This window comes from Streptomyces sp. NPDC001868, assembly GCF_040297125.1.
Taxonomy (GTDB): domain Bacteria; phylum Actinomycetota; class Actinomycetes; order Streptomycetales; family Streptomycetaceae; genus Streptomyces.
The window spans coordinates 23,275-40,031 of sequence record NZ_JBEOYO010000035.1 but is presented as its reverse complement, the minus strand read 5'-3'; the positions used below and the strand labels follow the sequence as shown (position 1 = coordinate 40,031).

The following is a 16,757-nucleotide window of genomic DNA, read 5'->3' as shown; positions in this document are numbered from 1 at the left end:
GGGAACAGCGCAAGGATGCGAGACGTACGTGGTGTGTGGGACCTGATCAGCACCCGGGTCGCGAAATGGCGGCAGGACCCGGTGATCGTGCAGTCGGTACGGTCGGCGGCCGCCGCCACGGTGGCCTATGTGGTGGCGTTGCAGCTCAGCTCGGAGGCGGCGCCCCTGACGGCACCGCTGACCGCCCTGCTCGTGGTGCAGGTGACGCTCTACTCCACGATCACCACGGGCATCCGCCGGGTGAACTCGGTGGTCGCCGGCGTCGTCATCGCCATCGGGTTCAGCATTCTGGTGGGCCTCACCTGGTGGAGCCTCGCCCTGATCATCCTGGCCTCGCTCGCGGTCGGGCATCTGGTGCGGGTGAGCGAGTTCGTGCCCGAGGTGGCGATCAGCGCGATGCTGGTCCTCGGGGTGACCCGGGTCGGCGACACGGCGTGGGCACGGGTCCTGGAGACGCTGATCGGCGCGGTCGTCGGCCTCGCCTTCAACTTCCTGCTCGCTCCCCCGGTGTGGGTGGAGGCGGCCGGTGAGTCCATCGAGGACCTGGCCCGGCGGATGCGGCGGCTGATGATCCGCGTCGGCGAGGAGGCCGCGGGCCGCACCCCGGCGGAGGCGGCGGCGGCCCGGCTGCACGAGGCCCGCAAGCTCGACTTCGACATCGTCGAGGTGGACGCCGCCCTCCAGCAGGCCGAGGACAGCCTGAAGCTCAATCCGCGCGTACGGGAGGGGCTGCTGCACCGGGTCGTGCTGCGCACCGGACTGGACACGCTGGAGATCTGCACGGTGGTCCTGCGGGTGCTGGCCCGTACCCTGACCGACCTCGCCCGTGAGCGGGAACCGAGTCCGCTGTTCTCCCCCCAGGTGGGGGCGGCCATCGAGCAGTTGCTGGCCGAGATCGGCGACGCCGTGGTCAGCTTCGCGGTGCTGGTCACGACCGATGTCAGCCGGAGCGCCGAGTCCGCGGAGGCCCGGCTCACCGCCGAGCTGTCGACGGCCACCGCGACCCGCGACAAACTCGCTCAGCTGCTCCTGGAAGATGTCCAGCGGGACGCGAGCCACTGGCAGTTGCACGGCGCCGTGCTGACGGAGGTCAACCGCATACTCGACGAGATGGACACCGAGCACCGCTCCCAGCGGCTCCTGGAGGAGCTCGACCGCTGCACCCGCGAACAGCGCGAGCGCTCCCCCCGGCTCACCCGCCTCCGCGACCGTGTACGCCTCGCACGCCCCCGCCGGCGGAACCGGTCCGGCCTCGCCGGACGTGCGAAGTGACGCCGATTGCGCGGAGGCGCTCGTACCCGTCAAGGTGGTGACGGCCGAGATGAGCGAGACCCGAGGTGCATGAATGACGAGTGAGGCGGCAGGGGACCGAGGCGGCTGGAGCAGGCGCCGCGTCCTGGGGCTCCTGGCGGGGACGGCCGTACCTGCCGCCCTGGCCGGTTGCGCGGGCTCCCACGAGGCGGCCGGGCCCACGTCCTCCTCCCCCGTGCGGAACGCCCCGACAGCCCCTTCGCCGGAGGCGGAGGCGGGCGCCGAGTCCGCGACGGCCACGCCCTCCCCCGCGCGTTCCGGCCCCCAGCCGCTCTACATCGGCACATACACATCGGCCGAGGGCGGCGGCACCGGCATCGGCGTGGCGACGTACGACGCCCGGAGCGGCGCCATCACGGGCAAGGGGACGATCACCGAGGTCGCCGATCCGTCGTATCTCGCCGTGCACCCGGACGGCCGGACGCTGTACGCCGTGAACGAGCGCACGCAGGGCGGGGTGACCGCCGTACGGCTGTCCGACCGCGAGGTCCTCGGCACCCGGAGCAGTGGCGGCGAGGCGCCCTGTCAGCTGTCGGTGCACCCGAGCGGGCGGTGGCTGTTGAGCGCGAACTACGGCACGGGAAGCGTCGCCGTGCACCCGGTCGAGGACACGGGCGCGCTGGGCGAGCGCACCGACCTGGTGGTGCACAGCAGTCCGGCGCCGGGCCCGGGCCAGGACGGGCCGCACGCGCACCAGATCGTCACCAGCCCCGACGGCGGTCATGTCCTCGCCGTCGACCTGGGCACCGACACGGTCTACACCTACCGCCTGGACGAGACCGAGGGCACGCTCACCGAGGTCGGCCGGGCACGGACCCGGTCCGGTGCGGGGCCCCGGCATCTCACCTTCCATCCCGGGGGGCGGTACGCCTATCTCGCCAACGAGGTCGACAACACGGTCGTGGTCTGCGCCTACGACCCGGGCAGCGGCCGGCTCACGCCGGGCGAGCCGCAGTCCACGGGCACGGGATCGGGCACGAACTACCCGGCGCAACTGGTCGTGACGCCCAACGGCTCGTACGCGTACCTCGCCAACCGGGGGCACGACAGCCTGACGCGTTACGCGGTCGAGGCCGACGGCGCCCGGCTGAGGCTGCTGGACACCGTGCCGGTCGGCGGGGACTTCCCGCGCCAGATCGCCCTCTCGCCGGACGGCGGTCTGCTGTTCGCCGCGCTCCAGCGGTCGAGTGCGGTCAGTGTCTTCCGGGTGGACCTGAAGAGCGGTGAACTGCGGGGCGCGGGCGAGCCGTTCGCGTCACCCGTCGCCGTCTGCGCGCTGCCGCTGTAGGGCGCGCGGGCAGGACGCGGCGCTCGCCTGGGAGAGCAGGATGTGCATCCGCTCGGTGAGCTGCGCCATGTCGTCGGCGGGCTTGTGGAACGTCAGGCGTACGTCGCCGTTGCCTCGGGCCCGCTCGATGCGCAGGGTCAGGCCGTGCCGGTCGACGGCGAGCGGCTGGACGCGTACGGCGCCGTGCAGGCTGTCGTGCGGGACGAGCCGGGTGAGGCGTTCGACGGCGTCGGGGTGCGCGTCGGCGAGGTGGGTCAGCAGCCGGGACTCGGCCGTGGCCAGCGGATCCGGCTCGGCGGCGGCGAACTCGTCGAGGTCGACGACGACGGCGCCGGACGGCTCGCGCAGCACGATGCGTGTGGGCCGGAACTCCAGGTCTCCGTCCTTGGGGTTCTTGGGCGCGAACCAGCCGGCGATCCAGAGCCGGGCCCGGATACGGTTGCGCACGGGGACGGGTGCGACGTCGGCGAACTCCAGCACGGCGGACGGCTCGCCGCGCGGGGCGCAGATCGCGGCGGCGACGAGCGTACTGTCCTCGGGGACGCACAGGATCACCCGGCCGTCCTCGGTGACGGTGTGCGCGCCGACGAACTCCTCGCGGCCGCCCTCGGCGGTCACCGCGCAGGACCACGCCGCCGCGAGCACCGAGCGGGCACGCTCCGCCGCGGCGGGCGCGGCCGTCCAGGTGTGACGGTCACCCATCCCAAACCTCCCTTAGGTAAGCCTTGCCTAACCTATCGAAGATCGGGGCGTACGCCAACCACCGACGTCCAGTCCGTGGACTTCCGGTTCGCCGCGGCGCACCGGTTCAGGGGGCGAGAACCCCGAAAAGGGCTCGCGCGCACAGGTCCCGTACCTGCTCACGGGACAACTCCGAACCCCTCAGCCACTCCAGACAGACCGCCGTCGTGAACGACAGCCATCCGCGCACGGCGAGCCGCATCTCGGGCCGTCCGGCGAGCGCCGCGCCGAACTCGGCGTCCGACGCCAGCGACGCCAGGATCTGCGCCTCCTGCGCGGCCAGCGCCCGCTGGTAGACCTTGCGCACGGTCTGGTCGCCGGTGGCGTCGGCACGGTGGAAGGCCCGGAAACCGTGGGCGTGTTCCTCGACGTACGCGAGGAAGGCGTCGAGCCCGTTGGCGAGCCGCTCGCGCGCCGACCGGCCCGGGGCGGGGGTCATGATCCGCAGCATCCGCTCGCTCTCGCGCTCCACGACGGCCGCGAAGAAGACCCGCTTGTTCGGGAAGTAGTGGTAGAGCAGCCCACGGGAGACACCGGCGATCTCGGCCACCTGCTCGATCCACACATCGTCGTACGGGCTCTCCGAGAAGAGCCGGGCCCCGACCGCGAGAAGTTGCTCCCGCCGCTCCTCGGTACTGAGCCGACGACGCGGGCGCTCTCCCTGCCTGGCTGCCATGCCGTCACCTTACTTGACGCGGGTTCAACAACGGGACGAGACTGAAGCCGCTATTGAACCCGAGTACAACAGCCGCGACGGCTTCGGCACGGCGTGCGCGCGAGGGAGATGTGGTCATGACGGCGACGACGGGGACCACGGCGGCCAGGGGTTTCCGCAGCGCGGAGCTGGGCTGGCCCGAGCTGCACCGCATACCGCACCCGCCGTACCGGCTCCCCTTCGTCGGCGACGCGCTCGGCACTAATGTGCGCACCCCGATCCAGGACTCCCTGCGGCTGGGGCGGCGGCTCGGGCCGATCTTCCGGCGGAAGGCGTTCGGCAAGGAGATCGTGTTCGTCGGCGGCGCCGGGCTCGCCGCCGAGATGGCGGACGAGACACGGTTCGCCAAGCATGTGGGTCTGGGGGTCGCCAATCTGCGCCCGGTGGCCGGGGACGGGCTCTTCACGGCGTACAACCACGAGCCCAACTGGCAGCTCGCGCACGATGTCCTCGCCCCGGGCTTCAGCCGGGAGGCCATGGCCGGCTACCACCCGCTGATGCTCGACGTGGCCGAGCGGCTGATGGAGCACTGGGACCGGGCGGGCGCGGCGGGGCGCGCCGTGGACGTGCCCGGCGACATGACCAAGCTGACGCTGGAGACGATCGCCCGCACCGGCTTCGGCCACGACTTCGGCTCCTTCGAGCGCGCCCGGCCGCACCCCTTCGTCGCCGCCATGGTCGGCACCCTGACCTACGCACAGCGCCGCAACACCGTCCCCGACCCGCTGACGCCGCTGCTGCTGCGCGGCGCCGGCCGGCGCAACCGGGCGGACATGGCGTACCTGAACGACACGGTCGACGCGGTGGTACGGGCGCGGCGGTCCTCCGGTGGCGCCGGTGCCGGTGGCCGCGGTGCCGGGGGCGGTGACGGTGATCTGCTCGACCGGATGCTGGAGACCGCGCGTCCGGGGACCGGGGAGCGGCTGTCCGCCGAGAACGTCCGGCGGCAGGTCATCACCTTCCTGGTCGCCGGGCACGAGACCACCTCGGGCGCCCTCTCCTTCGCCCTGCACTACCTCGCCCGGTATCCGGACCTGGCCGCCCGTGCCCGCGCCGAGGTGGACCGGGTGTGGGGCGACACCCCGCGGCCCGGCTACGAGCAGGTGGCCAGGCTGCGGTATGTGCGCCGGGTGCTGGACGAGGCGCTGCGGCTGTGGCCGACGGCTCCGGCCTTCTCCCGTGAGGCCCGCGAGGACACGGTGCTGGGCGGGGTCCATCCGATGCGGCGGGGCGCCTGGGCGCTGGTGCTGACGGCGATGCTGCACCGGGATCCAGAGGTCTGGGGCGCGGACGCCGAGCGGTTCGACCCGGACCGCTTCGACGCGGCGGCCGTACGCGCCCGCGCCCCGCACACGTTCAAGCCGTTCGGCACGGGTGCGCGGGCCTGTATCGGCCGTCAGTTCGCGCTCCACGAGGCCACCTTGGTGCTGGGGCTGCTGCTGCGCCGCTACGAGCTGAGGCCTGAGCCGGGGTACCGGCTGCGGGTGGCGGAGCGGCTCACCCTGATGCCGGACGGGCTGCGGCTGACCGTGGAGCGGCGGACGGGCGGCGGACCGGGGGCCGGTGCCGGGGCGGCGGAAACACTTACCGCCGAGGCGGCGGAAGCGCGACCGGCCCCGTCACGCTGTCCAGTGACCGGGGCGGGTGACTGACGCCGGCAGGCGGGTGCCCGCGCTGCCGCGTGCCGCGTTGACCTGGGGCTGGGTCAGGAAGAAGGCGCCGGTCAGGTCGGCGTCGGTGAGGTCGGTGTCGCGGAGGTCGGCGCCGATCAGATCCGCGCCGCGCAGATCGGCGCCGGTCAGGTCGGCGGCGATGAGGTAGGCGCCGCGGAGGTTGGCCTTCCTGAGGTCGGCGCCCTTGAGGCGGGCTCCGATGAGGTCGGCGCCCCGGCGGTTCCGCTTGCGTCCGGCGCCGGCTCGCACGAGGTCGCTGACCTTCAGCAGCAGTTCGTTGACGCGCTGCCGGTGCGCGGCGACGTCCAGCTCGCCCAGTTCCTCGGCGGTCCCCCGGGTCAGCCGCTCGGTCTCGTCCAGGGCCCGGCGGAGGTCGGCGTACACCGGGCGGGCGGCGGGGAGGGTCAGCGACTCGGTCAGGTACCAGAGCAGTTCGTGGAGTTGGCGGACGACCGGGAACACGTCGAACATCCGGCGGGCGTGCTCGGGGCCGCCCGTCCGCCAGTTCTCGCCGCCGAAGGTGACCTGGGAGACCTTCTGCCCGGCGCCGAAGCAGTCGTAGACCGTGCAGCCGTTGAACCCCTTGTCCCTGAGCCGGGTGTGGATGCCGCACCGGAAGTCGTCCCCGAGGTTGCCGCACGCCTTTCCCGCGGCCTTGTCGACGGCGAAGTCGGCCGAGGCGGTGAAGGGCAGGGCGACGCAGCACAGACCGAAGCAGTCGCCGCAGTCCGCGCGCAGATCACGCAGTTCGAGCAGGTCGTGCGGGGGGAGGGCCTCATCGGATCCTTGTTCCATATGGTTCACCCTAACGAGGACACGCTCCCGCGCCGGACGGCCGTCACCGGGGGAACACCTCGAAGGCGACGGCCGGTCTGCCGCCGAACCGCTCCCCCGTGCTCCGGGCGAACCCGGTGAGGAAGTCGCGGACGTACGTCTCCGGGTCCTCCTTCGTCAGCACCTCCAGATAGGTGCGGTGTTCCAGGAGGGAGGCGACCGCGCGGTCCAGGCCGACGGTGGCGTCGACGGCGTGCGTGGGGCTGGAGGAACCGGCCACGGCGACCCAGCGGACGCCGTCCCAGGGTTCGAGGCCCTGGTCGACGAGTTCGGGGAAGATCCAGCGGTTCCCGGCGTCCCCGGCGGCGTCGAGCACGGCGCGGCCCACCGCCACATGGTCGGGGGTGTTCCAGGCGACCCCGCCCCAGGTGTCGCGATGGTTGAGGGTGATGAGCAGTTCGGGGCGGTGTCTGCGGATGGCGGCCGCGATGTCCCGGCGCAGGGCGGGCCCGTACTCGATGACGCCGTCCCGGTGGTCGAGGAACTCGACCTCGGACACGCCCACGACGGCCGCGCTCGCCCGCTGCTCCCGCTCGCGCAGCGGGCCGCACCGCGCGGGGTCCAGGGTGTCGATGCCGGCCTCACCGCGTGTCGCCAGGACGTACGCGACCTCGCGGCCCTCGTCCGTCCAGGCGGCGATCGCGGCCGAGCAGCCGTATTCGAGGTCGTCCGGGTGGGCCACGACGGCGAGAGCGCGCGTCCAGTCGTCGGGCAGCGGCTTGAGCTGTTCCGGCTGGTCCTTCTGCGGATCGGTCATATCGGCACAGTAGCCCCGGGCACCGACAACCGGCCCGTGGTCACGCCTCGTCCCGGGTCAGCGCCAGCAACCGGTCCAGTACACGCGGTCCCCCGGCCCGTACGCCGTCGTGCTCGAACTCGTCCGTGACCCAGGTGCGCAGGCCCCGGATCGCGCGGGCGGTCCGCAGGGAGTGGGCCGTGTCGACGTACATGTCGTCGTGGTAGATCGCGGCGGCGACCGGGACGTCGTTGGCGGCGAGGCGGGCCGGGTCGTACAGGGGTGCCCAGTCGGTGCGGGCGGCCAGTTCCTCGGCGGTGTCCCGCAGCGGGAGCAGGGCCGGGTCGGTGTCGAAGGTCCAGGGGTGGACGGACTCGCCGGTGAAGAGGACCGGCGCGTCCCCGGTGAGCGTCTTGGCGGCGTCGAACTGCGGGAACTCGGCGCGCACCCGCTCGGCGGACCAGGCGGTGGGGCGCTCGCGCTGGTCGTAGCAGGCCTCGTGGAGCAGCGCGTACAGCGGATGCCCGGCGAACGACAGCAGGCCGCGCACGTCCTCCTGGAAGGCGTCGGACAGGGCGGGGCCCTGCGGGGTGCGGACGAAGGCGTCCTCCAGCAGATAGTGCAGGCGGTGGCTGCCGTCGCCGCGGCCGAGGAGGATGCCGAGGGACTGGAAGGCCTCGACGGTGAGCCGGTGGCCGCCGTTCAGGACGGGCTCGTGTTCGAGGAGGTGCTCGGCGATCCGGCGGGCCCGGTCCACGTCCTGCGGGTAGCGGGCGTAGTGGGCGGCGACCTTGCGTTCGACGCGCGGGTACGCGGCGCGGTAGACGTCGTCCGCGTGGCCGTCCAGGGTCGGCAGTCCGCCGGTGATGACGGCGGTGCTCAGCCCCTCGGGGGCGATCGACAGATAGGTGACCGCGCAGAAGCCGCCGAAGCTCTGGCCGAGGACGGCCCAGGGGGCGCCGCCGGTGACCTCAGGGCGGATGGCCTCGCAGTCGCGGACGATGGAGTCGGCGCGGAAGTGGGCGAGGTAGTCGGCCTGTTCGACGGGGCCGCCGCGCAGCGGGAGGGTCTGGCGGTTGGCGGGGGTGGAGGCGCCCGTGCCGCGCTGGTCCAGGAGCAGCACCCGGTACTCCTTCAGGGCCCGCTCCAGCCAGGCCTCACGGCCGACGAAGCGGTTCGCCCCGAAGCCGGGGCCGCCCTGGAGGTAGACCAGCCAGGGCAGTTCGGCGTCCGCCTTGTCGCTCGCGACGACCTCGCGGGCGAAGAGCTCGATCCGCTCCCCCGCCGGGTCGTCGTGGTCGAGAGGGACGGCGAAACGACGGTCGGTGAGGACGACACCGGGCTGCCGGTAGCTGACGGACAACAGGGCTCCTTGGACGGACGGATTCCGGGCAGTGGTCCAGTCCAGCACAGATTTTCCGCCCGGCCGACCCCGTGGATCAAGAAATTTCCGGGAACCTCTACTGAATGGCGGCTCAGCGCGGGGAGGCCGGCTCAGCGCGCCGAGAGGCTGGAGCGCCGTACCACAAGCTCCGGCTGGAGGACGACCCGCCGGTGCTCGTGCGGAGTCGGCGAGGTCTCGGCCTCGGTCTCCTCCAGGAGGAGTTCGGCGGCGAGGGCGCCCATGGTGACGGCGGGCTGCCGTACGGAGGTGAGGGGGACGGCGGCCGCGGCGGCGAACTCGATGTCGTCGTAGCCGACGATGGCGAGGTCGCCGGGGACGCTCACACCGGCCGCGTACATGGCCTGGAGGACGCCGAGGGCGAGCAGGTCGTTGGCGCAGAAGACGGCGGTGGGGCGGTCGGCGAGGCCGAGGAGGCGGGCGCCCGCGTCACGTCCTGCGGCCACGTCGAGGCGCTCGGTGGGCAGCTCGCGCAGGGCCTCGGGGCCGAGACCCGCCTCGCGCAGGGCGTTCAGGGCGCCCGTACGGCGGTCGCGGACCTGGTTGAGGCCCGCCGGTCCGCTGACGTACGCGAGGGAACGGTGGCCCGCGTCGACCAGATGCCGTACGGCGAGGGCGCCGCCGGCGACGTCGTCGACGGAGACCGAGCACTCGGTGGTGCCCTCGGCGACCCGGTCGACGAGGACGAAGGGGATGCCGTGGCGGCGGAACGCCTCGATGTTGCGTCCCGTCGCGTCGGCGGGGGTGAGCAGCACACCGCGCACCCGTTGTTCGGCGAAGAGCGAGAGGTACTCGGCCTCCTCGCCCGCGCTCTGCGCGCTGTTGCAGACCATCACGCCGAGTCCGGCGTCGCGCGCGGCCCGCTCGGCACCGCGCGCGACGTCGACGAAGAAGGGGTTGCCCATGTCGAGCACGAGCAGCCCCATGATCCGGCTCCGCCCGGCCCGCAGCTGGCGCGCCGACTCGCTGCGGACATAGCCGAGGCGGTCGATCGCGTCCAGCACCCGGGCCCGGGTTCCGGAGGCCACCGAGTCGGGCCGGTTGATGACGTTGGAGACCGTGCCGACGGAGACTCCGGCGGCTGCGGCGACGTCCTTGATACCCACCGGCTGCGACATCGGGCGGAGACCTCCAGGAAGGTACGGAGCGGCGGGCATACGTTCACATTACCGTCGGGGCCGCCTCATGAACGGCCCCGTCAGCAGCGGGAACGATGCCCGCGTACGGGAATCAGGTGGGCAGGGCGAAGTCGATGACGCGGAGCGCCGACGGGGTCGTACCGCTGGACTTCACCTGGTACATCACGGACAGGACATTGTCCTGCGCGATCCGGGTCTCGTCGATCACGACCTCGCCGAAGGCATTGAGACCGCTGGCGTCGAACAGCACCTTCCAGTCGGTGTATCCGGAGGCCGCGGACGCTCCCCATATCCGGCCGAAGGGCAGGATCGCGTACGCGTTGTCGTACTTGTCGAGGGCCAGCTTGGTGCGCTGGCTGGAGCCGAGCGCGACCGGGATCTCGGTCTTCTGCCAGGTGCCGGAGGCGTTCTTGCGGACGTGGAAGGCGCGGCCGTTCGCGGTGCGGTTGGCGACGTAGTTCGTGGTGCACTGCCCGAAGCGGCCGGGGACATAGCTGATGACGGCGTGCGGGCGGCCGGCCGAGTCGGTGAACTGGCTCTCCTGGTTCATCAGGGAGTGGTCCGGGTTCAGCGCGTCGATCACCAGTCCGGCGTCGGTGACGGCGACCTTGTCGGAGCCGCCGGTGGTGCCGACGACGGTGCCCGCGTTGTTGCGCCAGGTGCGGCCCCGGTCGTCCGAGTAGACGTAGCCGGTGTCGTGGTTGGTGATGCCTCCGCCGTTGCACATCACGGCGTTGTTCTGCTCGCGCCAGGTGAAGAACGAGTGCAGCCGGCCGTTCCTGTCGTAGTCGATGCCGTGCAGATACATGTTGCGGGCCGTCGAGGAGCCGTGCTCGCTGGTGTATGTGCCGGTGGAGCTGGTCCACTCGCCGAGGTTGGTCCAGGAGGTGCCGTTGTACTCGGCGATGGCGTTGCGGCCGTTGCCGGAGATCCCGACGCGGTAGCTCAGCTGGAGCTTGCCGTCGGGCATCGAGACGAACTGCGGGTAGGTGAACTGCGAGGTGAGCGCCAGCCCGTCGAGGGTGGACTGCGGGGCGCCGAAGCGGCTCGTGGTCCAGCTCAGTCCGGCCGGGTTGTCCATCAGACCGGCCACCGACTTGACGTAGGTGAAGCCGTCGCTGTGCGAGTCCATGTTGAGGTGGAGACGCCCGTCGACCTTGGACACGCCCATGGAGATGACGTTGTGGGAGTCGTTGTAGCGGAGCGTGTGGCCGACCTTGACGGTGGACCAGGTGCTGGAGCCGAGGACGCGGCGGCCGACGACGGCGTTGCGGTCGGAGGTGTACCAGACGGCGTACTGGTAGCCCTTGTACGTCAGCAGACCGTTCTTCTGGAACGAGTTGTTGTTGACGAGACCGTCGTAGGACACGAAGTAGATGGCCTGGCCGTCGAGGAGCGTGTTGCCCGTCTGGCTGACGGACGGGCCGGGGTCGGCGGCGCGGGCGGCCGTGGCGCCGAGGGCGGGGGTCGCCACGGCTCCGGCGAGTGCGGCGCCGAGCAGCGTACGTCTCTTCATCTCGGGACTCCGTTGTCGAGCGAGGTGGGGAGGGGGAGGGTACTGCGAGGTGGGGGGTGACGGGTGAGGGGACGTACCGGGGTCAGGCGAGGTGGAAGACCTCGGTGAGGGGCTTCATGGCCTCGTCGGGGCGGGCGCCGTCCAGCGACTCGAAGAACGGCGCCATCTCCGTCTGCCAGCGGGCGTTGACGTCGGTGGCCTCCATACCGGCCAGGGCGGCTTCGAAGTCCTCGGTCTCCAAGTAGCCGACCAGCAGGCCGTCCTCGCGCAGGAAGAGCGAGTAGTTGTGCCAGCCGGTGGCCGAGAGCGCTTCGAGCATCTCGGGCCACACGGTGGCGTGCCGCTCGCGGTACTCGTCGAGGCGATCGGCCCTGACCTTCAGCAGGAAGCAGACGCGCTTCATCAACACCCTTTCAGCGATCAGAAGTTGAACTTGTCGATGTTGTCCTTGTCGAAGACGGTCGGCTTGCCGAGGCTGATCACGCCGTCCTTGCCGATCGTGTACTCGCCCATGGCGCCGGCGGTGAAGGTCTCGCCCTCCTTGCCGGTGATCTGGCCGGAGACCAGCGCCACCGAGGTACGGGCGGCCAGCTCCCCGAGCTTCGCCGGGTCCCACAGCTCGAACGCCTCGACGGTGCCGTCCTTGACGTACTTGCGCATGTCGTTGGGGGTGCCGAGGCCGGTCAGCTTGACCTTGCCCTTGTACTTGGAGCCCGACAGGTACTGGGCGGCCGCCTTGATGCCGACCGTGGTCGGGGAGATGATCCCCTTCAGGTTCGGGTACTCCTGGAGCAGGCCCTGGGTCTGCTGGAAGGACTTCTGGGCGTCGTCGTCACCGTAGGCGACCTTGACCAGCTTGACGTCCTTGTACTTCGGGTCCTCCAGCTCCTTCTTCATGAAGTCGATCCAGACGTTCTGGTTCGTCGCGGTCTGCGCGGCGGACAGGACCGCGATCTCGCCCTTGTAGCCGATCTGCTCGGCGAGCAGCTGGACCTCGGTACGGCCCAGGTCCTCGGCGCTGGCCTGCGAGACGAAGGCGTTGCGGCACTCCGGCTTGGTGTCGGAGTCGTAGGTGACGACCTTGATGTCGTTGCTCATGGCCTGCTTGAGCGCGGTGCACAGGGCGCCCGGGTCCTGCGCGGAGACGGCCATGGCGTCGACCTGCTGCTGGGTGAGCGTGTTGACGTAGTTGACCTGGCCGGAGGTGTCCGTGGCGCTGGACGGGCCGACCTCCTTGTAGCTGGAGCCCAGCTCCTTCAGGGCCGCCTCGCCGCCCTTGTCGGCGGAGGTGAAGTACGGGTTGTTGACCTGCTTCGGCAGGAAGCCGACGGTCAGGCCCTTCTTCAGCTCGGCGTTCGGGTCGGCCTTGCCGGTGGCCGCGGCGGAGGAGGCCTCGTCCTTCACATCGCTCTTCGTGGTGCCACCGCAGGCGGTGACGGCGAGCGCGAAGGAGGTGACGGCGGCGAGGGCCGCACAGGAACGACGGAGGGTTGCTCTGCGCATGGCGAGAGTTCCTTTACGAGGAGGAGTGATGTAGCGCGCCCTGGCTTTTGTCTTTCAGGGGCGCGGGGAACTGCGCGACCAGCCACAGACGACCGGCAGCTTTCAGACGACCGGCGTTCAGCCGGCCTTTCCGGCGGAGCCGAGCGCGGATTTTCGCCCGGCCCGAGCGAGAGCGACCTGCCGCGCCACCCGGGGCCCGAGCACGGACAGCACGAGCAGGACACCGGTGACGACGATCTGCGACTGGGCGGAGACGTCCTGAAGGCTCATCACGTTCTGGAGCGTGCCGAGCAGGAACACCCCGGCGATCGCACCGCCGAGCGTCCCCTTGCCGCCGTCGAAGTCGATGCCGCCGAGCAGCACCGCGGCGATGACGGAGAGTTCGAGGCCGGTCGCGTTGTCGTAGCGGGCGCTGGCGTAGTGCAGCGCCCAGAAGATCCCGGTGAGGGAGGCCATGAGGCCGGTCACCGTGAACAGGATCAGCTTCTGCCGCTTGACGCGGATACCGGTGAAGCGCGCGGCCTCCTCACTGGCGCCGATGGCGAACAGGGAGCGCCCGAACGGGGTGAGGTGCAGGGCGACCACGGCGATCACGAGCAGGACCAGGAAGGGGATGAAGGCCTGCGGGACGAAGCTGTCGCCGATCCGGCCGGCCGCGAAGTCCAGGTACTGCGTCGGGAAGTCGGTCACCGCGTCGGAGCCGAGCACGATCTGCGCGATGCCCCGGTAGGCGGCGAGGGTGCCGATGGTGACGGCGAGGGAGGACAGGCCGAGCCGGGTGACCAGCAGGCCGTTGATCAGTCCGCAGACCACGCCGAGGAGCAGGCAGATCGGGATGATCGCCTCGATGGTGAGGCCCTGGTTCCACAGGGCGCCCATCACCGCGCCGGACAGACCGGCGGTGGAGGCGACCGACAGATCGATCTCGCCGGAGACCACGAGGAGCGTCATCGGGAGGGCGACCAGGGCGATCGGCAGGGTGTTGCCGATGAGGAAGGACAGGTTGAGCGCGTTGCCGAAGCCGTCCACGGTGGTGAAGGACAGCAGGAGTACGACGATCAGGAGGGCGCCGACCACGGTGTCCCAGCGGATCGCGCGCGAGAACGTGGAATCAGCCATGGCGGGCGTTCCTCTTCTTCAGGGCGGCCGCCACCCGCAGCGCGACCACACGGTCCACGGCGATGGCGAGGATGAGCAGGATGCCGTTGATGGCCAGCACCCACACCGAGCTGACGCCGAGGGCGGGCAGCACGCTGTTGATGGAGGTCAGCAGGAGGGCGCCGAGCGCCGCGCCGTAGACGCTGCCGGAGCCGCCGGTGAAGACGACACCGCCGACCACGACCGCGCTGACGACGGTGAGTTCGTAGCCGTTGCCGGTGCTGGAGTCGACGTTGCCGAAGCGGGCCAGGTACAACGCTCCGGCGAGGCCGGCGAGGGCGCCGCAGAAGGTGTAGGCGACCAGGATCCGCTTGCGGACCGGGATTCCGGCGAGCCGGGCGGCCTCCGGGTTGGAGCCGAGGGCGTACAGCTCGCGTCCGCTGCCGAAGTGCTTCATGTAGTACGCCGTGGCCACCAGTACCGCCACCGCGATCAGCGCCAGGTACGGCACGGCGGAGATGCCGCCGGAGCCGAAGTCGATGAACCCGTCGGGGAGGGCGGACGCGGTGATCTGGCGGGAGCCGACCCAGATCGAGTCGATGCCCCGGATGATGTACAGCGTGCCGAGGGTGACGACGAGGGCGGGCACCTGGCCGAGGCTGACGAGCAGTCCGTTCAGCAGACCGAAGCCGATGCCCATGAGGACCGCCAGGAGCACGGCCACGACCGCGTTCCCGCCGCCCTGGAGATACGTACCGGCGGCGAAGGCGCTGATGCCGAGGGTGGAGCCGACCGACAGGTCGACGTTGCGGGTGATGACGACCAGCGACTGACCGACGGCGACCAGCACCAGGATGGTCGCGTTGAGCAGGAGGTCCTTGATGCCCTGCTCGGTGAGGAACTCGCTGTTGCCGAGCTGGGTGACGACGATCATCACCAGGAAGACGGCCAGGATGGCGAGTTCACGCATCTTGAAGACGCGGTCCACCAGCCGGGTGCCGCTGGACTTGGGCACCTCGGTCACGGGGGTGTTCTGAGGGGTGGTCACCGTCATGCGGCGGCCCTCCCGGTGGCTGCGGCCATCACGGATTCCTCGGTGGCTTCGGAGCGAGGGATCTCGGCGGTGAGCCGGCCCTCGTGCATCACGAGCACGCGGTCGGCCATGCCGAGGATCTCGGGCAGGTCGGAGGAGATCATCAGTACGGCCACGCCGTCGGCGGCGAGTTGGCTCAGCAGGCGGTGCACCTCGGCCTTCGTACCGACGTCGATCCCTCGGGTGGGCTCGTCGACGATCAGCACCTTCGGCCCGGTGGCGAGCCACTTGGCGAGGACGACCTTCTGCTGGTTGCCGCCGGACAGGGTGTTGACGGTGTCGGCGATCCGGGCGTACTTGACCTGGAGCTTGACGGCCCAGTCGAGGGAGCGGCTGCGTTCGGCGCCCCGGTCGACGAGGCCGGCCTTCACGGTCGTACGGAGTCCGGTGAGGCCGATGTTCCGCTCGATGGACATGTCCATCACCAGGCCCTGGGCGCGGCGGTCCTCGGGGACCAGGGCGAGCCCGGCGGCCATGGCGGTGGAGGGGGCGCCGTTGACGAGCGTCTTGCCGTCGATGTCGACCTCGCCCGCGTCCCAGCGGTCGATGCCGAAGACGGCCCGCGCCACCTCGGTGCGGCCTGCGCCGACGAGGCCGGCCAGGCCGACGATCTCGCCGCGGCGGACGTCGAAGGAGACATCGGTGAAGACGCCCTCGCGGGTCAGCCGGCGCACGCTCAGCGCGACCTCGCCCGGCTCGACCTCCTGCTTCGGATACAGCTCCTCCAGGTCGCGGCCGACCATGCGGCGGACCAGGTCGTCCTCGGTCATGCCGTCGACCGGTTCGCTGGAGATCCAGGCACCGTCGCGCAGGGTGGTGACGCGCTGGCAGATCTGGAAGATCTCCTCCAGGCGGTGGGAGATGAAGAGGACGGCGGAGCCCTGTTCGCGCAGGGTGCGGACGACGCCGAAGAGCCGGGCGACCTCGCTGCCGGTGAGGGCCGCCGTCGGCTCGTCCATGATCAGGACGCGGGCGTCGAACGACAGCGCCTTGGCGATCTCGACGATCTGCTGGTCGGCGATGGACAGGCCGCGCGCCGGGCGGTCGGGGTCGAGTTCGACACCGAGCCGCCGCATCAGGGCGAGGGTCGCCGCGTGGGTGGCCTTGTGGTCGATCCGGCCGAGGGCGCGGCGCGGCTGGCGGCCCATGAAGATGTTCTCGGCGATCGAAAGGTCGGGGAAGAGAGTGGGCTCCTGGTAGATCACGGCGATGCCCGCGTCCCGGGCGTCGGCCGGGCCGTGGAAGACCGTGGGCTCGCCGTCGAGGAGCACCTGACCGGAGTCCGGTCGGTGCACCCCGGCGAGGCTCTTGATCAGGGTCGACTTGCCCGCGCCGTTCTCCCCGGCGAGTGCGTGCACCTCGCCCGGGAACAGTTCGAGGGACACGTCCCGCAGGGCGCGTACGGCGCCGAAGGACTTGGAGACGCCCTTCAGAGCGAGAACGGGGGCCGGACCCGTGTCGGACGGGTGGGTCATGGGGGCTCCTCGACGACGGCCGGTGGCTAGCGGAGAAGCTGCCTCACTGCGTCGTGAAAGGTTTCAACTAGGTTGCCGGGACGTTAGGCACCACACCCAGGTCACGTCAATGGGTTCCGGTCGAAAATCTTTCGATAGGAGAGGTCACGACCGAGTCACGGAGAACGGTGTTCACCAGGGGGGTTGACAGTCCGGCGGGCCGCTCATAGTTTCCCGTTCTGAATCGTTTCAGA

The 16,757-nt window shown here is 71.0% G+C and carries 15 protein-coding genes; 3 read left to right on the top strand and 12 right to left on the bottom strand.

Going from position 1 to position 16,757, the window contains the following annotated elements:
- The first annotated feature begins 15 nt into the window (after window positions 1–15).
- Together ABT147_RS31870 and ABT147_RS31865 are read left to right on the top strand one after the other, a co-directional pair.
- The gene (locus tag ABT147_RS31870; protein WP_351412603.1) at window positions 16–1,272 is read left to right on the top strand and encodes an FUSC family protein; all 1,257 of its coding nucleotides are present in this window, start codon (window positions 16–18) and stop codon (window positions 1,270–1,272) included.
- Window positions 1,273–1,345: 73 nt separating this feature from the next.
- Window positions 1,346–2,599, top strand: coding sequence for a lactonase family protein (locus ABT147_RS31865; RefSeq protein ID WP_351412601.1), 1,254 nt, complete (start codon window positions 1,346–1,348; stop codon window positions 2,597–2,599).
- Here ABT147_RS31865 and ABT147_RS31860 read toward each other — a convergent pair.
- Together ABT147_RS31860 and ABT147_RS31855 are read right to left on the bottom strand one after the other, a co-directional pair.
- Complete coding sequence (locus ABT147_RS31860) at window positions 2,567–3,301, bottom strand: DUF2470 domain-containing protein (protein ID WP_351412599.1); 735 nt, start codon at window positions 3,299–3,301, stop codon at window positions 2,567–2,569. The two genes, ABT147_RS31865 and ABT147_RS31860, sit on opposite strands and share 33 nt — an antisense overlap.
- Window positions 3,302–3,407: 106 nt before the next feature.
- The gene (locus tag ABT147_RS31855; protein WP_351412597.1) at window positions 3,408–4,016 is read right to left on the bottom strand and encodes a TetR/AcrR family transcriptional regulator; all 609 of its coding nucleotides are present in this window, start codon (window positions 4,014–4,016) and stop codon (window positions 3,408–3,410) included.
- A gap of 116 nt (window positions 4,017–4,132) precedes the next feature.
- On the opposite strand from ABT147_RS31855, the gene ABT147_RS31850 reads away from it, so the two are divergent.
- The gene (locus tag ABT147_RS31850; protein WP_351412596.1) at window positions 4,133–5,707 is read left to right on the top strand and encodes a cytochrome P450; all 1,575 of its coding nucleotides are present in this window, start codon (window positions 4,133–4,135) and stop codon (window positions 5,705–5,707) included.
- On the opposite strand, the gene ABT147_RS31845 is transcribed toward ABT147_RS31850, so the two are convergent.
- From ABT147_RS31845 to ABT147_RS31800, 10 genes are all read right to left on the bottom strand, one after another.
- The gene (locus ABT147_RS31845; RefSeq protein ID WP_351412594.1) at window positions 5,675–6,523 is read right to left on the bottom strand and encodes a pentapeptide repeat-containing protein; all 849 of its coding nucleotides are present in this window, start codon (window positions 6,521–6,523) and stop codon (window positions 5,675–5,677) included. The two genes, ABT147_RS31850 and ABT147_RS31845, sit on opposite strands and share 33 nt — an antisense overlap.
- A gap of 43 nt (window positions 6,524–6,566) precedes the next feature.
- Window positions 6,567–7,319: a PIG-L deacetylase family protein gene (locus ABT147_RS31840; protein ID WP_351412592.1), complete on the bottom strand. Its 753-nt coding sequence runs from the start codon at window positions 7,317–7,319 to the stop codon at window positions 6,567–6,569.
- Window positions 7,320–7,359: 40 nt separating this feature from the next.
- The gene (locus ABT147_RS31835) at window positions 7,360–8,661 is read right to left on the bottom strand and encodes an alpha/beta fold hydrolase (protein WP_351412590.1); all 1,302 of its coding nucleotides are present in this window, start codon (window positions 8,659–8,661) and stop codon (window positions 7,360–7,362) included.
- A 131-nt stretch (window positions 8,662–8,792) separates the two neighbouring features.
- The gene (locus tag ABT147_RS31830) at window positions 8,793–9,818 is read right to left on the bottom strand and encodes a LacI family DNA-binding transcriptional regulator (RefSeq protein ID WP_351412588.1); all 1,026 of its coding nucleotides are present in this window, start codon (window positions 9,816–9,818) and stop codon (window positions 8,793–8,795) included.
- Between the two features lie 112 nt (window positions 9,819–9,930).
- Window positions 9,931–11,355 (bottom strand): BNR repeat-containing protein, encoded by a 1,425-nt coding sequence (locus ABT147_RS31825; protein WP_351412586.1) that lies wholly within the window; start codon window positions 11,353–11,355, stop codon window positions 9,931–9,933.
- Window positions 11,356–11,437: 82 nt separating this feature from the next.
- Window positions 11,438–11,758, bottom strand: a complete 321-nt coding sequence (locus ABT147_RS31820; RefSeq protein ID WP_351412584.1) for an L-rhamnose mutarotase — start codon at window positions 11,756–11,758, stop codon at window positions 11,438–11,440.
- A gap of 17 nt (window positions 11,759–11,775) precedes the next feature.
- Window positions 11,776–12,858, bottom strand: a complete 1,083-nt coding sequence (rhaS, locus tag ABT147_RS31815) for a rhamnose ABC transporter substrate-binding protein (protein WP_351412582.1) — start codon at window positions 12,856–12,858, stop codon at window positions 11,776–11,778.
- A 117-nt stretch (window positions 12,859–12,975) separates the two neighbouring features.
- Window positions 12,976–13,977 (bottom strand): ABC transporter permease, encoded by a 1,002-nt coding sequence (locus ABT147_RS31810; protein WP_351412580.1) that lies wholly within the window; start codon window positions 13,975–13,977, stop codon window positions 12,976–12,978.
- Complete coding sequence (locus ABT147_RS31805) at window positions 13,970–15,010, bottom strand: ABC transporter permease (protein WP_351412578.1); 1,041 nt, start codon at window positions 15,008–15,010, stop codon at window positions 13,970–13,972. The genes ABT147_RS31810 and ABT147_RS31805 overlap by 8 nt, the downstream gene beginning before the upstream one ends.
- Window positions 15,007–16,524, bottom strand: a complete 1,518-nt coding sequence (locus tag ABT147_RS31800) for a sugar ABC transporter ATP-binding protein (RefSeq protein ID WP_351412576.1) — start codon at window positions 16,522–16,524, stop codon at window positions 15,007–15,009. The genes ABT147_RS31805 and ABT147_RS31800 overlap by 4 nt, the downstream gene beginning before the upstream one ends.
- Between the last annotated feature and the right edge of the window lie 233 nt (window positions 16,525–16,757).